Genomic DNA, 15,727 nt, shown 5'->3' on the forward strand with positions numbered 1-15,727 from the left:
CCCACGACTTGCGGGTCACGTCGATTACGAACGACGCGATCGCCGGGCCAAGCCTGTGGCGCTGATGACGAAGGCCGGACACTCGAACATGGCGACCACGAAGCGGTACCTGCGGCTCGCCGGCGTCGTGTTCGAGGACGAGGCGGCGGCACCAGAAGAACGGCTTCTAGGCGCCGCTGTTTCTACCCATTCTCTACCCGACTCACCTGACCTGAGCGATCCTCACGTGACCGAAGACGGCTTGATACCGTCGAATCCGTGACCGTAGACGCCCCTGCGACGAACCAGCTGTTCTGACGACCTGGCCGTCGACCACCCACCGCCGCCCTACCGGATCGAGACCGAGCGGCTGACGATCCGCTGCTGGGACCCGCGCGACACGCCGCTTCTCAAGGACGCGATCGACACCAGCCTGGCTCATCTGCGTGCGTGGATGCCGTGGGCGGCGCACGAACCGACGTCGCTCGACGACAAAGCCGAACTGCTGCGCACGTTCCGAGGCCGCTTCGACCTCGGCGAGGACTTCGTCTACGGGGTCTTCGCGGGCGACGAGAGCGAGGTGATCGGTGGCTCGGGCCTCCACACGAGAGTCGGTTCGGGGTCGCTCGAGATCGGCTACTGGGTCCGTGCCTCGCACGTCGGGCGGGGCTTCGCGCAGGAGGCGACCGCGGCCCTGACCAACGTCGCATTTCGCGTCTGCGGCGTCGACCGGGTCGAGATCCACGTCGATCCGGCCAACGCGGCGAGCCTCCGCGTTCCACGCGCGCTCGGCTTCACGGAGGAGGCGACGCTCCGGCGACGCCTCCCCGCAGCGGAAGGAGAGCCGCGGCGCGACTCGGTCGTCTTCACGATGTTCTCCGAGGACGTCGGGTCGTCCCCCGTCGCGCGTGTACAGGTCGACGCGTTCGACGCCCTCGGGCGGAGAATCGAGCTCTAGCCTCCGCTACAATCCTCCGCCGATGTCGAGCGATCGCGTCACACTCGAGGTCTCCGAGCGCGGAGCCGAACAGGTCGGCTCGCGGCGCGTGCGCCGCCTCCGCAAGGAGGGGCTCGTGCCCGGCGTTCTCTACGGCAAGGGCTCGACGCGCGCGATCGTCGTCGGCGAGCGCGAGCTTCGCGCGGCACTCACCGGGGCGTCGGGCCTCCACGCGATCGTCGACGTGGTGGTCGAGGGGCAGACGACTCCGCACCACGCGGTTCTGAAGGACTTCCAGCGGCACCCGATCCGCGGCACGATCACGCACGTCGACTTCCACGAGGTGCGGCTCGACCGTCCGATCCAGGCGACGGTCGCGGTGCAGCTCGTCGGCGAGTCGCCCGGGTCGAAGCAGGGCGGCATCGTGCAGCAGGTCACGCGCGAGATCCAGGTCGAGGCGCTGCCCACGGGCATCCCCGAGCACATCGAGGCCGACATCTCGTCACTCGAGGTCGGCGGCACGGTGCGCATCGAGGATCTGCCCTCTCTGGAGGGAGTCACGTACCTCGACGACCCGCAGGTCGTGCTCGCCAACTGCTCGATCCCGCGCGGGATCACGGAGCTCGAGGAGGCGGAGGCGGCGGCGGCCGCGGAGGGCGAGGAAGGCGAGGAGACGGCAGAGGGCGAGGCCTCCGAGGAGGCCGGCGCCGAGTCCGACTCCGAGTAGGCCGTGCGCCTCTTCCGCAGGGGAGAGGGCGGAACCTCGATGGATCTCCTCGTCGCCGGGCTCGGCAACCCCGGCCGCGAGCACGTGCATGACCGCCACAACGTCGGATGGATGGTCGTCGACGAGCTCGCGCGCCGTCACGGAGGCTCTTTCAAGAGCAAGTTCCGCGGGCGCCTGGCCGACGTCAGAGTCGCTGAGATGAAGCTCGCGCTCCTCGAGCCCGAGACCTACATGAACGAGTCGGGTGCGTCCATCCAGTCCGCGGCGGCTTTCTTCAAGCTCCCGGCGGGCCAGGTCGTGGTCGTCCACGACGACGTCGACCTCGAGACCGGGCGGCTCCAGGCGCGCCTCGGTGGTGGACTCGCGGGCCACAACGGCCTGCGCTCGATTGCGCAGCGCCTGGGGACGCAGGAGTTTCTCCGCATGCGCGTCGGCGTCGGCCGTCCCGGCCGCGGGGATCCGCGGCCCGTCGCCGACTACGTGCTCTCCGCCTTCGCGCCGGAGGACGACGTGGCGGCGATCGTCTCGCGCGCAGCCGACGCGGTCGAGACGCTCGCGAGTGAGGGGCTCGAGGAGACGCAGCGCCGCTTCAACTGAGCGAAGCTGCCACAGAGGCGGCGCACATTCGGTGCGAAGTCGGCACCCCTCGGTCACACATTCACCGATAGCGTGAAAGCAGGGCACGGGGGTGCCCCTGGGGGGCGTTGTGTGGCCATTTCCGGTCGTCGGGCATCGTGGCCGGGCAGTGGTCGGGCAGTACGATGGCCGTGCGGGGCGCCCTCCCCGCCGAAGCCATGGACCAGACCGCCATCCGCACCGACTCGGCGCCGCTCGCGGCCTTCGTGGACGAGCTGCGCGCCCACGAGCGCTTCCAGGCGTTCGCCCGCACGCTGCCGACCCGGGCGCGCGTCTCGGAGCCCGTTCTGCCGCTGCTTCTCGCCTCGCTCCACGAGGAGCTCGGGCGCTCGCTGCTCGTCCTGCTCCCCGACGATGCGGATGCCCGCGATGCGGCCGACGGAGCGTCGTGGTTCACGAGCGCCGCGCAGGTCGCGTTCATGCCGAGTCGCGGGGTCGCGCTCGACTCGGGCCTCGCACCGCCTCCACACCTGGTCGGCGAGCGCTTCCGCGCCCTCGACGTGCTGGGCGCCGGCGGGCTCGTGTGCGCTTCCGTGGCCGCGCTCGGCGAGGGGCTTCCTCCGCCCGGGGCGCGCCCCTCGGCGATCGAGCTCCGTGTCGGTGACGAGCCGGGTGTCGACGGGCTCGCGGAGGCGCTTGCACTCGCGGGCTACGAGCGGGTCGACCGGGTCGACGAACGCGGACAGTTCGCCGTGCGCGGCGGGATCGTGGACGTGTTCCCGTCGACGGGTCGCGAACCCTTGCGCGTCGAGCTCTTCGGAGACGAGATCGAGCAGGTGCGGGCCTTCTCGCCGTTCACGCAGCGCGCGCTGCACACGGCCGACCAGACGGTGGTCTATCCGGCCGCCGAGCGTCGTGCCGACACCGTCGAGCCGGACCTCGGAGCCGACGAGGGCGATGAGGCCGTCGCCGTGGCGGCCGATCTCGTGCCGCCCGTGCAGCGCTCCGTCGACCTCGTATGGCAGCCGGACGAGGTCCTCCAGGCCGCAGACGAGGGCGACGTGGCGCTCCCGTCGCGCGCAGGCGCGACGGAGCTCGATCCGTTCCCGCGCTCGCAGCCGCACGCCTTCGAGGCGCAGCGACCCGCTGTCGCGGCGCGGGGGCTCGCCGAGGCGGAGAACGAGCTCGCGGGCTTCGTTCGCGGCGGAAGCCGCGTCGTGGTCTCCTTCGCTCACCGCGGCGAGGCCGAGCGCCAGGCAGCGCTGCTCCGCAAGGTCGACGCGCCGCTCCTGCACGCGGGCGAATCGCTCCCGTCCAGGCCCGGCCTCCGGTTTGCCGTGGCACCGGCCCGCCGCGGATTCGTGTGGCGGGAGCTCGGGCTCGTGCTCCTCCCGGACACCCAGGTCTTCCGCAAGCGGCCGCCGCGTGCCGACCGGCGCCTGGGGCGGGCGCTCCAGAGCTTCGCCGACCTGCGGGTCGGCGACTACGTCGTCCACGAGGACCATGGCATCGGCAAGCTCCTCGGCTTCGAGACGAAGGAGGTCGCGAGCGTCACGCGCGACTACCTGCATCTCGCCTTCCGTGGCGAGGACCGGCTCTACGTCCCGCACGACCAGCTGGGCAGGCTCTCGAAGTACATCGGGGCGGATGCCACGGCTCCGGCCCTCTCGAAGCTCGGCGGCAAGGCCTGGCAGAACCTCAAGGCCCGCGCGCGAACGGCCGTCCGGGAGCTGGCCGGCGAGCTGCTGCAGCTCTACGCGCAGCGGCAGCGCGCCGAGGGCGTCGCGAACGACCTCTCGAGCGACTGGATCGAGCGGCTCGAGGCGTCGTTCCCGTATCGCGAGACGGACGACCAGCAGCGCGCGATCGAGGCTGTCCGCGAGGATCTGGAAGCGCCGCGGCCGATGGACCGCCTGGTCTGCGGCGATGTCGGTTTCGGTAAGACGGAGGTGGCCGTCCGCGCGGCGTTCGCCGTCGCCGTCAACGGCCGCCAGGTGCTCTTCCTCTGCCCGACGACGATTCTCGCGGAGCAGCACTGGAACACGTTCCGCGACCGCTACCGCGACTTCCCGGTACGTGTCGAGATGGTCTCGCGCTTCCGCAGGCCGGCCGAGGTCAAGGCCGTGCTCCGAGAGTTCGCCGAGGGGAAGGTCGATGTCCTCGTTGGTACGCACCGGATCCTCTCGCGCGACGTGATCCCGAAGCAGCTCGGCCTCGTGATCGTCGACGAGGAACAACGCTTCGGCGTGCAGCAGAAGGAGCTCCTGCGCGCGCTCCGCCTCGAGGTCGACGTGCTCGCCCTCTCGGCGACTCCCATCCCGCGGACGCTGCACATGTCGCTCTCGGGCCTCCGCGACATCTCGATCATCGAGACGCCGCCGGAGGGGCGCCGGCCGATTCGCACGAGCGTGGGTGAGTACGACGAGGAACTCGTGCGCGTCGCCCTCGAGCGCGAGCACGCGCGGGGAGGACAGTCCTTCTACCTCCACAACCGGGTCGAGACGATCGACGAGGCGGCCGAGAAGCTGCGGCAGCTGTGTCCGGGGCTCCGGTTCCTCGTGGCGCACGGGCAGATGACCGAGCGCGAGCTCGAGGAGCGCATGCACGAGTTCCTGGCCGGCGACGCGGACGTGCTCGTGTCGACGACGATCATCGAGTCGGGCATCGACATCCCTCAGGCCAACACCCTGATCATCGAGCGCGCGGACACGCTCGGGCTCGCCCAGCTCTACCAGATTCGTGGTCGGGTCGGCCGCTCGGACGTCACCGCCCACGCGTACCTCTTCTATCCGGATCCGAGCGAGCTGACGCCCGAGGCGCGTGCGCGCCTCTCCACGCTCGCCGACCACACGGAGCTCGGGGCCGGGTTCCAGATCGCCATGCGCGACCTCGAGATCCGGGGCGCGGGCGACCTCCTCGGCGCCGAGCAGTCAGGGCACGTGGCCGCCCTGGGTTTCGAGCTCTACGTCGAGATGCTCAACGAGGCGGTCGCCGAGCTCTCCGGCCAGGCGCGGGTAGCCGTCCGTCCCGTTCGCGTCGACGCACGGGTCGACGCCTTCGTGCCGGCGACGTACATCGACGCCGAGGCGCTCAAGATCGACCTCCATCGACGGATCGCGCTCGCCGAGCACGACGACGAGCTCCGTGAGCTCCGAGCCGCGACCGAGGACCGGTACGGGCCGCTCCCCGAGCCCGTGGACAACCTCTTCCGGATCCAGCAGGCGAAGCTGGCGCTCGCCCTGGTAGGCGCCGACTACCTCGTCTTCCGGGGTGGGCGCGCGACGGTGGGACCGGTGGGGCTCGCGGCCTCGGAGCTACGTGCGCTCCGGGGGATCGCCGATACGGCGGTCTACACGTCCGCCCGTCAGGAGGTGGCGATCCGGGCCGAGGGCCTGGAAGGTGCCCTCGCACTCGCCGATGCTATCGTTGCCGCTCGCCGGGCCGCCTGACACGTCGCTCCACACCGTCCGCCCCGACGCCGAACCTTTCCCGAACAGAGCGTAACCCGTCCGTAACCGCACGTCCCCTACAAAGAGGTCTCGATGAAGCGTTCGCTCCTGCTCGCCGCCGCCGCCCTGGCCGCGGTCACCGTCGTCGCCGCGGGCTGCGGCGGCTCCGACGAGGTGCCGGCGGACGCCGTCGCGGTGGTCGACGGCACGTCGATCAGCCGGACGACGCTCGACGACCTCCTGACGCGCGCGAAGAAGACCTACACGGCGCAGAAGCGCTCTTTCCCGAAGGCGGGCACGTCGGAGTACCAGTCACTCCAGACGCAGGCGGTCGCGTACCTCGTGCAGCGCCAGGAGTACGCGCGCGAGGCCGAGAAGCTCGGGATCGACGTGACGGATGGGCAGATCACGAAGAAGCTCGACGAGGTGAAGAAGCAGTACTTCGGCGGTAACCAGGCGAAGTTCGAGAAAGGGCTGGCCGACCAGGGATACACGGTGGACACGCTGCGCGACGACATCCGCTCGCAGCTCGTCACCGAGGGCATCTACAAGAAGGTCACGGACGACGTGAAGATCACCGACGCGGACGTCAAGAGCTACTACGACCAGAACAGGCAGAAGTACTCGGTTCCCGAATCGCGTTCCGTCCGCCACATCCTGGTCAAGACGAAGGCCGAGGCTGACGCGATCCACTCCCAGCTCCAGAACGGCGGCGACTTCGCGGCGATCGCGAAGGAGAAGTCGCTCGATCCCGGGTCGAAGGACCAGGGCGGCAAGCTCACGGTGACGCGCGGGCAGACGGTCGCTGCGTTCGACAAGGCGGCATTCGCGCTGAAGACGAACGAGCTCTCGCAGCCGGTCAAGACGCAGTTCGGCTATCACCTGATCCAGCCGCTCGCAGCCGTGAAGCCGGGCTCGGTCACGCCGTTCGAGCAGGTGAAGAGCCAGATCCGCTCGCAGCTCGAGTCCGAGCGCAAGAACAGCGCGGTGAACGACTGGGTCGCGAAGGTGGAGAAGTCGTACAAGGACAAGGTCCAGTACGCCGCCGGGTTCGAGCCGCCCGACACGTCGACCACGAACCAGTCGACGACGACCTCCGGATAGCGTCCGACCCGTGGGCTCGGACGGGCCGCTCGCAGAGCTCCGTGAGCTGACCCGGCGTCTTCGCGCGGAATGCCCCTGGGACCGCGAGCAGACCGCGGTCACGATCGTCCCCCACACCGTCGAAGAGGCGTACGAGGTCGCCGACGCGGCGCGCGCCGGCGACCCGGAGAAACTGCGCGACGAGCTGGGAGACCTGCTCTTCCAGGTCTACTTCCTGTCGCTCCTCCTCGAGGAGCAGGATGCGGGCGACCTGGACGACGTCGCGCGCGCCGTCCACGACAAGCTCGTGCGGCGCCATCCTCATGTGTTCGGCGACGCCGAGGCCCGGACGGCGGGACGTGTGCGTGAGCGGTGGGAGGCGATCAAGACGGAGCAGGAGGGCCGGAGCGGCATCTTCCACGACGTTCCGGGGTCGCTTCCCGCGCTGCTCCTGGCACGGAAGGTGCAGCGGCGCGCTGCGGCGGTCGGCTACGACTGGCCGTCGCTCGAAGGGCCTGCGGCGAAGGTGCGCGAGGAGGTCGACGAGGTGCTCGACGAGCTCGAGCGCGCCGGACGTCCCGCGCCGGAAACCGAGCCCGACGCCGCCGTCGAGGCCGAGCTCGGGGACCTGCTCTTCACGGTCGTCAACCTCGCCCGCTTCGTGAACGTCGATCCCGAGCTCGCGCTTCGCGGAGCGGCGGCGCGTTTCCGGCAACGCGTCGAGCGGGCGGAGGAGCTCGCCGCCGACGCGGGTGAGGACTGGGCGGCGCTCGACCTCGCCGGCCAGGAGCGCTGGTACGAGCGCGCGAAGGCGGCTCTCGGCTCCGCCGAGCGCCGCTAGTCACCGCGACGGAATCGCGAAGTAGTGCCTAGTGTTCTCCTGCGTGAGCGGGAAAACGCGATGAGCGAGATCGTCCACGTCCACGGACGCCAGATCCTCGACTCGAGGGGCAACCCGACCGTCGAGGTCGAGGTGGGCCTCGAGTCGGGCGCGTTCGGGATCGCCGCGGTGCCTTCCGGAGCATCGACGGGCGAGCACGAGGCGGTCGAGTTGCGGGACGGAGGCGAGGCCTGGCTCGGGAAGGGCGTGGGGCGTGCCGTATCGCACGTCGAGGGCGAGATCGCCGACGCGCTCCTCGGCCTGGACGCGACCGACCAGCGTGCCGTCGACCGCACGCTCGTCACGCTCGACGGCACGCCGACGAGGGCGCGGCTCGGCGCCAACGCGATTCTCGGTGCGTCGCTCGCCGTTGCGAAGGCTGCGGCGGCCGACGCCGGCGTGCCCCTCTACCGGTGGGTGGGCGGCACGAATGCGCACGTCCTGCCGGTGCCGCTGATGAACGTCGTCAACGGAGGCGCGCACGCCGAGAACTCGCTCGACTTCCAGGAGTTCATGCTCGTGCCGGCAGGCGCCGAGAGCTTCGGCGAGGGGCTGCGGATCGGTGCAGAGACGTATCACCACCTGAAGGCATTGCTCCACGAGCGGGGCCTCTCGACCGGCGTCGGCGACGAGGGCGGGTTCGCGCCCGACCTCGGATCCGCGTACGACGCCTGCGAGGCGATCCTCGAGGCGGCCGAGCGTGCCGGACACCGCGACCGTGTCGCCCTCGCACTCGACCCCGCGACGAGCGAGCTGCACCACGACGGCACCTACCGGCTCGAGCGCCAGGGCGGCACGCTCGACACGGCCGGGATGATCGACCTGTGGGCCGACCTCTGCGACCGCTTCCCGATCGTGTCGATCGAGGACGGGCTCGGGGAGTCCGACTGGAAGGGGTGGCAGACGCTGACCGACCGTCTCGGCGGTCGCGTCCAGCTGGTCGGGGACGACCTGTTCGTGACGAACGTCGACTTCCTCCGCCGTGGGATCGAGGAGCGGGTCGGGAACGCGATCCTCGTCAAGGTCAACCAGATCGGGACGCTCACGGAGGCCCTCGACGCGGTCGAGCTCGCGACGAGCAACGGCTATCGCGTCGTCATCTCGCACCGTTCCGGCGAGACGGAGGATGCGACGATCGCCGACCTCGCGGTCGCCACGAATGCCGGGCAGATCAAGACCGGGGCACCGACGCGCTCGGACCGTGTCGCGAAGTACAACCAGCTCCTGCGGATCGAGGAGGAGCTCGGCGACGAGGCTGCCTATCCCGGCTGGGACGCGTTTCCGCGGCGCTCCTCGTGAGTCCCGCCGAGCCCGGGCGCGGCGACGGAGCAACTACCCTGACCCGCGTGACCGGGCACACGCGCCGCACGAAGATCGTCGCCACCATCGGGCCCGCCTCCGCGAACCCGGCGACGGTCTCCGCACTGATCGAAGCCGGAATGGACGGAGCCCGGCTCAACCTCTCGCACGGGACACAGGACGACCACGCGCGCACCGCGCAGCTCGTCCGCGACGCCGAGGCCGCCGCCGGGCGCCCCATCTCGCTGATCGCCGACCTCCAGGGGCCAAAGCTCCGCGTCGGCGACCTCGACCACGAGGTCGAGCTCGAGGACGGCGGCTCCGTCGTGATCGCCGGCGAGGACGCGGCGCAGGACGGCGACATCCCTGTGAGCCCGGCCGTGCTCGGGTCGGTGCTCCAGCCCGGAAACGACGTCCTCATCGACGACGGGATGGTCAGGCTGCGCGTCGACCGTGTCGAGCGGGGTCGGGCGCGGTGCGACGTGGTCGTCGGCGGCACCGTCGCCGCGCACAAGGGCGTGAACGTCCCCGGCATCCCGCTGCCGATTCCCTCGCTGACCCGCAAGGACCTGGACGACCTCGACGCCGCGCTCGAGTTCGGCGTCGACTTCGTCGCGCTCTCGTTCGTGCGGTCGGCCTCCGACGTGACGGCGCTGCGCACGCTGATCGAAGCCCGCGGCTCGCACGCCTGGGTGATCGCCAAGATCGAGAAGGCCGAGGCGGTGGCGGCGCTCGACGCGATCCTCGGTGAGGCGCACGGCGTGATGGTCGCGCGTGGCGATCTCGGCGTCGAGATCGGGGCGGCCGAGGTGCCGCTCCTCCAGAAGCGAATCATCCACCACGCGCTCGAGCGGTCGAAGCCCGTGATCACGGCCACACAGATGCTCGAGTCGATGATCCACTCGCCGGAACCGACCCGCGCGGAGGCGTCCGACATCGCGAACGCGATCCTCGACGGGACGTCCGCGATCATGCTCTCGGGCGAGACGGCGATCGGCGAGCACCCGGTCGAAGCCGTGGCCGTCATGGACCGCATCGCGCTCGCGGTCGAGCCGCATCTCGGCTACCGGCACGAGACACCGCAGGCGAGCGACGAGCCGACGATCGATCAGGCGATGTCGAACGCCGCCTGCGACGTCGCAGAGGCCCTGAGCGCGAGCGCGATCCTGGTGCCGACCTTCACCGGCCGCACGGCGTCGGCGGTGGCACGGCTGCGGCCGCAGCGGGCGATCCTGGCGCTGACGCACAACATGGACTCGCTCCGCCACCTGGCGCTCGAGTGGGGCGTCACGCCGCTCGAGATCACCGAGACCACCGACGTGGAGGACCTCTGGACGCGGTCGATCGCCGCGGCGCGCGACTCCGGGTTCGTCTCGAGCGGCGAACGTATCGTGATCACCGCAGGCACGGCCGTGAACCTTCCCGGCGGCACGAACGTCATCAAGGTCGATCTCGCATAGGGGCAAAGGGGCGCGGCTCGGCGCGGCGAAGAGGGCGCCGTGGCCGGGAAGGGGAAGCAGACCAGGCGACGGCGCCTGCGACGCCGCAGGGCGCCGAAGTGGCTGCTGCCCGTGCTCGTCCTCGGAGTCGTCGGCTACCTCTACGTTCGCCCGATCACGACGTACCTCGAGACGCGTGACCAGCTCGACGGGCGCAGGACGGAGGTCGCGACGCTCCGTGCGGAACGCGCGCGCGTGTCCGCGCGCCTCGAACGCGCGACGAGCCTCGAGGAGCTGGCCCGCGCCGCTCGCCGCATCGGCTATGTCCGCCCTGGCGAGCACCTGTTCATCGTCAAGGGCACCGCTGCCTGGAAGCGCACCCACCCCGGCGGCTGACGTCGTCGCGGCCGCTACGGTCACCGGATGGACGATCGCTCCGTCGTCGCACGGCAGCTCGGGCGCGAGCCGCGCACCTTTCGCCGCGTGGTCGTCCGCTGCCCGTGGGGACTGCCGGCCGTCACGGAGCAGGAGCCCTACGGCCCGGACGGCGAGCCTTTCCCCACGACCTACTACCTGACGTGCCCCCATCTCGTCTCGGCCGTCTCGCGGCTCGAGGCCTCGGGTGGCGTGGAACGCTGGACAGCCGCGGTCGCTGCCGACCCGGAACTGCGCGAGGACCTCGAGCGAGCGACGGCCGAGCAGGGCCGTATCCGCCACGAGCTCGCGGCCGGCGCGACCGGCTCCGACGACGGCGCGTCGCTCGAGCTCGGCATCGGCGGCTCGCGCAACCCTCCGGCGCTCAAGTGCCTCCATGCCCACGTCGCCTTCGCGCTCGCGTGCCCCGGCTACCGTCTCGGGGAGGCGGTGCTCGACGAGGTGCCGCAGCGCTGGCCCGAGAGGTGCTGCACGCGCCTCCAGTAGACGCTTAGCATCGCGCGGATGGCCACGGTCTCGGCGGCGCGCCGCGAATGGGCGGAAGGTGATCGGCGTTTCGCCGAGGCGACGCGAGACCCGTCCGACGCTGACGCCCTCCACGCGCAGCGCGACGCCGTGCTGGAGGAGCTCCGCCGGCGGCTCGGCCCGACGTTCACGCTCGCCGAGCTGGCGGACGCCTACGCCAGCTCCGAGCGGTGGCTGCGCGAGGTCGTCGAGGAGCGCGCGCCGTCGCGGAACTGGGCGCGGACGGTCAGCCTCGCCGGCGACGCGGCATTCCACGCCTACAGCCGCCAGGCACAGGACTACGCGCCGTGACCGTCGACCCGCTGCCGCCTCGGCGTCGCCCGGCGCGGAGGCGCCGCTGGCCGCGGGTCCTCGTGGCCGTCCTTGCGGCGCTCGTGCTGTTCGGGCTCGGCGTCGCGCTCGGGCTGGCGCTCGACGATCGACCCGTTCCGGGCGGCACACAGACCTTCGTCCGCACGCTCGAGCCGCTCCCGCAGCGCGCGCCTTGACGCGCCCTAGAGCTCTTCGGAGGCCTGGATCAGGCCTGACACGATGACCGCGATCGCCGCGGCGAGGCTGATCCAGAGGCCGACGCCGCGGTTCGCGAAGAAGAAGTCGTCGGGCACGGAGATCACGCGGACGAGCACGAAGACCGTGGCGAGCGCGCCGAGCGCGACGGTGACGAGGCTCTGCGGCAGCGCCGCGGGAGGCTCGATGCCGAGCTCGCGGAGGACCAGGACGAGCACGACCGCGAGCCCGACGAAGAGCACGAGCTTGCCGAGGACGCCGGTGTGCCAGCCGAGCACCGAGATCGTCACGCCCTCCCCCTCGCCGGTGTACCAACCGGTGAACGAGGAGACCGCGAGCACGACCCCCGAGACGAGGCCGAGCCCGTCGCCGAGCCCGAAGAGTCCCGGATCGAAGCGTCGCTCCCGCGTGACCATTTCGCGGGAGAGTATGTCCGAGACACCGTGCGGGCGTCGCGGTCGTATGCTTCCCGGGTGGTCGAAGACGTACGCGAGGCGGCACGGGAGGGGGCCGCGGGCGCGCTCGTGCCCGACGAGCCTCCGACGTCCGATCCGGATGCCGTCCGACGCTCTTACCAGCTCCATCGGGCCCGCCGCCGCGCGCGTGTCGAGCACCGGAAGCGGACGAGGCGTGCGGGCGCGCGCTTCTGGGTGGTGCTCGTGCTCCTCGTTGCGGCGTGCGCCGTGCTTGCGATGACGACGTGGCGGGAGATCGGTCGACTGTTCGGGCTGTAGCGCAGGCCGCTCCACGTTCGCGCGCGTCCGTGCGGGCCGTCGCGGTCGTGCTCGTCGTCCTGATTGCGGCGGTCATCCCACCTGTGCTCGTGGTCAACGCGTTCCGCGTCCTCGCGACGGACACGTTCGTGCGCTTCGAGCTCGACCGGATCCCGCCGGATCTCTACGGCTTCACCGAAGATCAGCGACAGGCGCTGGCGTTGACCGGCCTTCGCTCGATCCGCCCCGGCTCGGAAGGCGTTGCACTGCTCGAGCGCGCCACGCTGCCCAACGGCTCACCTGCCTTCGAGGAGCGTGAGCTGACGCACATGCGAGACGTGCGACGGCTCTTCGGAGCGGCGTTGCGTCTCCAGCTCGTCGTGCTCGTCGCCCTCGCGGCCCTCGCCATTGCGCTTGCGCGCACGCGACTTCGCACGGTCGTGCCGACCGGTCTCCTCGCAGGGGCGCTCGCGACGCTCGCGGTCGCGCTTCTCGCGGTGCCGATCATCCTGCTCGGGTTCGACGGCTTCTTCACGCGCTTCCACGAGGTCTTCTTCGAGGGAAACTCCTGGCGGTTCTCGACTGCGGACACGCTGATCCGCCTCTACCCGGAGCGGTTCTGGCAGGACGTCTCCCGGCTCGCGGCGGCGATCGCGGTCGGCCAGGCGATCCTGCTGGCCCCGCTCGCCTGGTGGTGGCGGCGCGCGGCCCGGCGGCAGGCCGCGTGATCGACCTGACGCGTCGTGACGGCGGCGTGCTCCGAATCGGCCACCGTGGCGCGGCGCTGCTCGCGCCCGAGAACACGCTTCGCTCCTTTCGGGAGGCGGTCGCGTACGGCGTGGATCTCGTCGAGTTCGACGTGCTCGACCTACCCGGAGGACCGCTCGTGCTCGCGCACTCCGACCGGTTGGAGGAGGTCAGCCACGGCGCCGCGAGCGGCCCGGTCCGTGGACGCTCACTCGCGGAGCTGCGCGAGCTCGCACCGGAGCTGCCGACGCTCGACGAGGCACTCGACTTCTTCGTCGCGGAGGCGCCGGAGGTCGGGCTCCACGTCGACCTGAAGCTGACCACCCGCCTCGACGAGCTCGCGGAGGCTCTGCGCCGCCGCGGCCTCGAGCGTCGGACGGTGGTCTCGTCGTTCCACGTGCCGAGCCTGCACGCCGTGGCGCGCGAGGCGCCGGCCATCCGCGTCGGCTTCACGTACCCGGAGGACCGCTACGGCGTCTCGCGGCGTCCCGTCCTGCGGCCGGTGCTCCGGGCGGGGCTCGTGTCGCTCCGTGCCGCGGCGCCGCGCTTCCTGCCGAGGCTGATCCGGCGCGCCGGGGCAAGCGCCCTCATGCTCCAGCACGCGCTGGTGACGCCTCGCTCGGTGGCCGCCGCACACGGCCTCGGGGCGCCGGTGCTGGCGTGGACGGTGGACGAGGCCGCCGACCTCGAGCGCGTGCTGCGGGCAGGGGCGGACGGCGTGATCACGAACGATCCGAGGATCTTCGCCGCGATCGGCACATAACAGATCATTCACCTTCGCCGACCAGTCGCCTGGATACACTCAGCCCCGATGCGCCGTCTGGCAACGCTCGCCGTTCTTCCCTGCTCACTTGCGCTTTTCATCGCGCTCGCGCCCGTCGCCTCGGCCGACGAGACGACGCCGCCGCCGACCACCGTCCCTCCGCCGCCGACGGGCACCGAGCCTCCGACCACCACGCTTCCGCCGGCCGCAGGCCCGAAGCTGATCCAGCCCGGCGTGACGATCGGCGGCCTGCTGGTGGGCGGCCTCACGAGGGAGGAGGCGCGTGAGCTCGTCGAGGAGCGGTTCGACGCGCCGATCACGCTGGTCGCACCCGATCGAAAGGTGCGCGTCACGCCGCAGGAGCTCGGAGCTGCGGCCTGGGTGAGCAAGGCGGTCAAGACGGCGGTGCGTGTCCGCCGCGAGGGCTTCCAGGTGCCGCTCCGCGTCGACGTCGCGAACGCAAGGCTGAAGCACTTCCTGACGGACCTCGGCAAGAAGACCGACCGCGAGCCGGTCGACGCGAGCCTCACGCTCCGCCGCTTCACGCCCGTCGCGCATCCCTCCTCGCCCGGGCGCCGTCTCATGCAGGTGATCGCCGCCCAGAAGCTCTCGCTCGCGATCCGCAAGCACGAGCGGGCGGTCGAGCTGCCCTACCAGGAGCTCGAGCCGAAGGTCACCGAGAAGGACCTCGGCCAGGCGATCGTGATCAAGCGCGGCTCGAACCAGCTGCTCTACTACGTCGGTGACAAGCTCAAGCGCTCGTTCCGGGTCGCGACCGGCCAGTCCGCCTATCCGACTCCGACGGGCAACTTCGAGATCGTGACCATGCAGCGGAACCCGTGGTGGTACCCGCCGCAGGGCTCGGCCTGGGCGGAGGGAGCGAAGCCGATCCCGCCAGGACCCGGGAACCCACTCGGGACGCGCTGGATGGGGATCTCCTCCCCGTACGTCGGGATCCACGGGACGCCCGACGCCGCGTCGATCGGCTATTCCGCGTCGCACGGCTGCATCCGCATGCTGATCCCGCAGGTCGAGTGGCTGTTCCAGCGGGTCGAGGTGGGCACGCCCGTGTTCATCGTCGCGGCGTGACCGGCGGCGGGCAGGGCTCGCTCCAGCGCGTCGCGCAGGTCATCGCGCTCGTCGGGGTCGCGGCTCTCCTCGGCCTGCTGATCTGGCGTGTCGCCTTCAAGGACAACACCGGGGCTGCGGACGAGCTCGCCGCCGGGAAGCTCGTCGACGCGCCCGCGTTCACGCTCGACCGCCTCGACCGGAGCGGGCAGCTCGCCCTCGACGACCTGAAGGGAAAAGCGGTCGTCGTCAACTTCTGGGCCTCGTGGTGCATCCCGTGCCGGGACGAGGCGCCGGTGCTCCAGAAGACGTACGAGCGCTACCGTGACCGGGGGCTCGTGGTGCTGGGCGTCGACGTCAACGACTTCAAGGCGGATGCGCGCCGCTTCATGAAGCGGTACGGGATCACGTACCCGGTCGCCTACGACGGAAAGGGCTCGACGGTCGGGAAGTGGGGAGTGCGCGGGTTCCCGGAGACCTTCTTCGTCGATCGCACCGGGACGCTCGTGGGCGAGCGGATCGAGGGCGCGGTCGACATCGAGCGGAACCGCGAGACGTTCGAACGCGGCATCGCGCTCGCGCTCGCCGACGCGCCGTAGC

The 15,727-nt window shown here is 71.1% G+C and carries 19 protein-coding genes; 18 read left to right on the forward strand and 1 reads right to left on the reverse strand.

Annotation, left to right across the window (positions count from 1 at the left end; translation table 11 throughout):
- From VNM44_RS06445 to VNM44_RS06505, 13 genes are all read left to right on the forward strand, one after another.
- Positions 1-262: hypothetical protein (locus VNM44_RS06445; RefSeq protein ID WP_325623883.1), on the forward strand; the 262-nt coding region annotated here is incomplete at its 5' end.
- A 93-nt stretch (positions 263-355) separates the two neighbouring features.
- On the forward strand, positions 356-937 hold the full coding sequence (locus VNM44_RS06450; RefSeq protein WP_325624103.1) for a GNAT family N-acetyltransferase: 582 nt from the start codon (positions 356-358) through the stop codon (positions 935-937).
- A gap of 22 nt (positions 938-959) precedes the next feature.
- On the forward strand, positions 960-1,643 hold the full coding sequence (locus tag VNM44_RS06455; protein WP_325623885.1) for a 50S ribosomal protein L25: 684 nt from the start codon (positions 960-962) through the stop codon (positions 1,641-1,643).
- A 39-nt stretch (positions 1,644-1,682) separates the two neighbouring features.
- Positions 1,683-2,240 carry an aminoacyl-tRNA hydrolase gene (pth, locus tag VNM44_RS06460; protein ID WP_325623888.1) on the forward strand — a complete coding sequence of 186 codons (558 nt, stop codon included), beginning with the start codon at positions 1,683-1,685 and terminating at the stop codon, positions 2,238-2,240.
- Between the two features lie 170 nt (positions 2,241-2,410).
- Complete coding sequence (gene mfd, locus VNM44_RS06465) at positions 2,411-5,668, forward strand: transcription-repair coupling factor (RefSeq protein WP_325623890.1); 3,258 nt, start codon at positions 2,411-2,413, stop codon at positions 5,666-5,668.
- A gap of 93 nt (positions 5,669-5,761) precedes the next feature.
- Positions 5,762-6,772, forward strand: coding sequence for a peptidyl-prolyl cis-trans isomerase (locus VNM44_RS06470; RefSeq protein WP_325623894.1), 1,011 nt, complete (start codon positions 5,762-5,764; stop codon positions 6,770-6,772).
- A gap of 10 nt (positions 6,773-6,782) precedes the next feature.
- The gene (gene mazG, locus VNM44_RS06475; RefSeq protein ID WP_325623896.1) at positions 6,783-7,592 is read left to right on the forward strand and encodes a nucleoside triphosphate pyrophosphohydrolase; all 810 of its coding nucleotides are present in this window, start codon (positions 6,783-6,785) and stop codon (positions 7,590-7,592) included.
- A 60-nt stretch (positions 7,593-7,652) separates the two neighbouring features.
- Positions 7,653-8,930, forward strand: coding sequence for a phosphopyruvate hydratase (gene eno / locus VNM44_RS06480; protein ID WP_325623898.1), 1,278 nt, complete (start codon positions 7,653-7,655; stop codon positions 8,928-8,930).
- A gap of 47 nt (positions 8,931-8,977) precedes the next feature.
- Positions 8,978-10,390: a pyruvate kinase gene (pyk, locus tag VNM44_RS06485; protein ID WP_325623899.1), complete on the forward strand. Its 1,413-nt coding sequence runs from the start codon at positions 8,978-8,980 to the stop codon at positions 10,388-10,390.
- A 39-nt stretch (positions 10,391-10,429) separates the two neighbouring features.
- Positions 10,430-10,765 (forward strand): septum formation initiator family protein, encoded by a 336-nt coding sequence (locus tag VNM44_RS06490; protein WP_325623900.1) that lies wholly within the window; start codon positions 10,430-10,432, stop codon positions 10,763-10,765.
- Positions 10,766-10,792: 27 nt separating this feature from the next.
- On the forward strand, positions 10,793-11,290 hold the full coding sequence (locus tag VNM44_RS06495; protein WP_325623914.1) for a DUF501 domain-containing protein: 498 nt from the start codon (positions 10,793-10,795) through the stop codon (positions 11,288-11,290).
- An 18-nt stretch (positions 11,291-11,308) separates the two neighbouring features.
- Positions 11,309-11,620 (forward strand): hypothetical protein, encoded by a 312-nt coding sequence (locus tag VNM44_RS06500; protein ID WP_325623916.1) that lies wholly within the window; start codon positions 11,309-11,311, stop codon positions 11,618-11,620.
- A complete protein-coding gene (locus VNM44_RS06505; protein WP_325623918.1) occupies positions 11,617-11,817 on the forward strand; it encodes a hypothetical protein in 201 nt (66 codons plus the stop codon). Before VNM44_RS06500 ends, VNM44_RS06505 begins: the two co-directional genes overlap by 4 nt.
- Before the next feature lie 6 nt (positions 11,818-11,823).
- Here the strand turns inward: VNM44_RS06505 and VNM44_RS06510 are convergent, their stop codons facing one another.
- A complete protein-coding gene (locus tag VNM44_RS06510) occupies positions 11,824-12,252 on the reverse strand; it encodes a hypothetical protein (RefSeq protein ID WP_325623920.1) in 429 nt (142 codons plus the stop codon).
- A gap of 57 nt (positions 12,253-12,309) precedes the next feature.
- Here VNM44_RS06510 and VNM44_RS06515 point away from each other — a divergent pair, with 57 nt between their 5' ends.
- Genes VNM44_RS06515 through VNM44_RS06535 form a run of 5 tightly spaced genes read left to right on the forward strand, consistent with a single transcriptional unit; the run spans position 12,310 to position 15,726 of the window.
- On the forward strand, positions 12,310-12,570 hold the full coding sequence (locus VNM44_RS06515; RefSeq protein WP_325623922.1) for a hypothetical protein: 261 nt from the start codon (positions 12,310-12,312) through the stop codon (positions 12,568-12,570).
- A 29-nt stretch (positions 12,571-12,599) separates the two neighbouring features.
- Positions 12,600-13,277, forward strand: a complete 678-nt coding sequence (locus tag VNM44_RS06520; protein ID WP_325623924.1) for a TIGR01906 family membrane protein — start codon at positions 12,600-12,602, stop codon at positions 13,275-13,277.
- Positions 13,274-14,059, forward strand: a complete 786-nt coding sequence (locus VNM44_RS06525; protein WP_325623926.1) for a glycerophosphodiester phosphodiesterase — start codon at positions 13,274-13,276, stop codon at positions 14,057-14,059. Before VNM44_RS06520 ends, VNM44_RS06525 begins: the two co-directional genes overlap by 4 nt.
- A gap of 48 nt (positions 14,060-14,107) precedes the next feature.
- On the forward strand, positions 14,108-15,148 hold the full coding sequence (locus tag VNM44_RS06530) for a L,D-transpeptidase family protein (protein WP_325623928.1): 1,041 nt from the start codon (positions 14,108-14,110) through the stop codon (positions 15,146-15,148).
- On the forward strand, positions 15,145-15,726 hold the full coding sequence (locus tag VNM44_RS06535) for a TlpA disulfide reductase family protein (RefSeq protein WP_325623930.1): 582 nt from the start codon (positions 15,145-15,147) through the stop codon (positions 15,724-15,726). Before VNM44_RS06530 ends, VNM44_RS06535 begins: the two co-directional genes overlap by 4 nt.
- The last annotated feature ends 1 nt before the right edge of the window (position 15,727 follow it).

The organism is Gaiella sp. (genome assembly GCF_035558935.1).
Classification (GTDB): domain Bacteria; phylum Actinomycetota; class Thermoleophilia; order Gaiellales; family Gaiellaceae; genus Gaiella.

Coding starts and splice junctions, on each gene's coding strand:
- VNM44_RS06530 (WP_325623928.1), top strand. CDS start 14,108: ATGCGCCGTCTGGCAACGCTCGCCGTTCTTCCCTGCTCACTTGCGCTT.
- pth (WP_325623888.1), top strand. CDS start 1,683: ATGGATCTCCTCGTCGCCGGGCTCGGCAACCCCGGCCGCGAGCACGTG.
- VNM44_RS06500 (WP_325623916.1), top strand. CDS start 11,309: ATGGCCACGGTCTCGGCGGCGCGCCGCGAATGGGCGGAAGGTGATCGG.
- eno (WP_325623898.1), top strand. CDS start 7,653: ATGAGCGAGATCGTCCACGTCCACGGACGCCAGATCCTCGACTCGAGG.
- VNM44_RS06510 (WP_325623920.1), bottom strand. CDS start 12,252: ATGGTCACGCGGGAGCGACGCTTCGATCCGGGACTCTTCGGGCTCGGC.
- VNM44_RS06455 (WP_325623885.1), top strand. CDS start 960: ATGTCGAGCGATCGCGTCACACTCGAGGTCTCCGAGCGCGGAGCCGAA.
- VNM44_RS06470 (WP_325623894.1), top strand. CDS start 5,762: ATGAAGCGTTCGCTCCTGCTCGCCGCCGCCGCCCTGGCCGCGGTCACC.
- VNM44_RS06495 (WP_325623914.1), top strand. CDS start 10,793: ATGGACGATCGCTCCGTCGTCGCACGGCAGCTCGGGCGCGAGCCGCGC.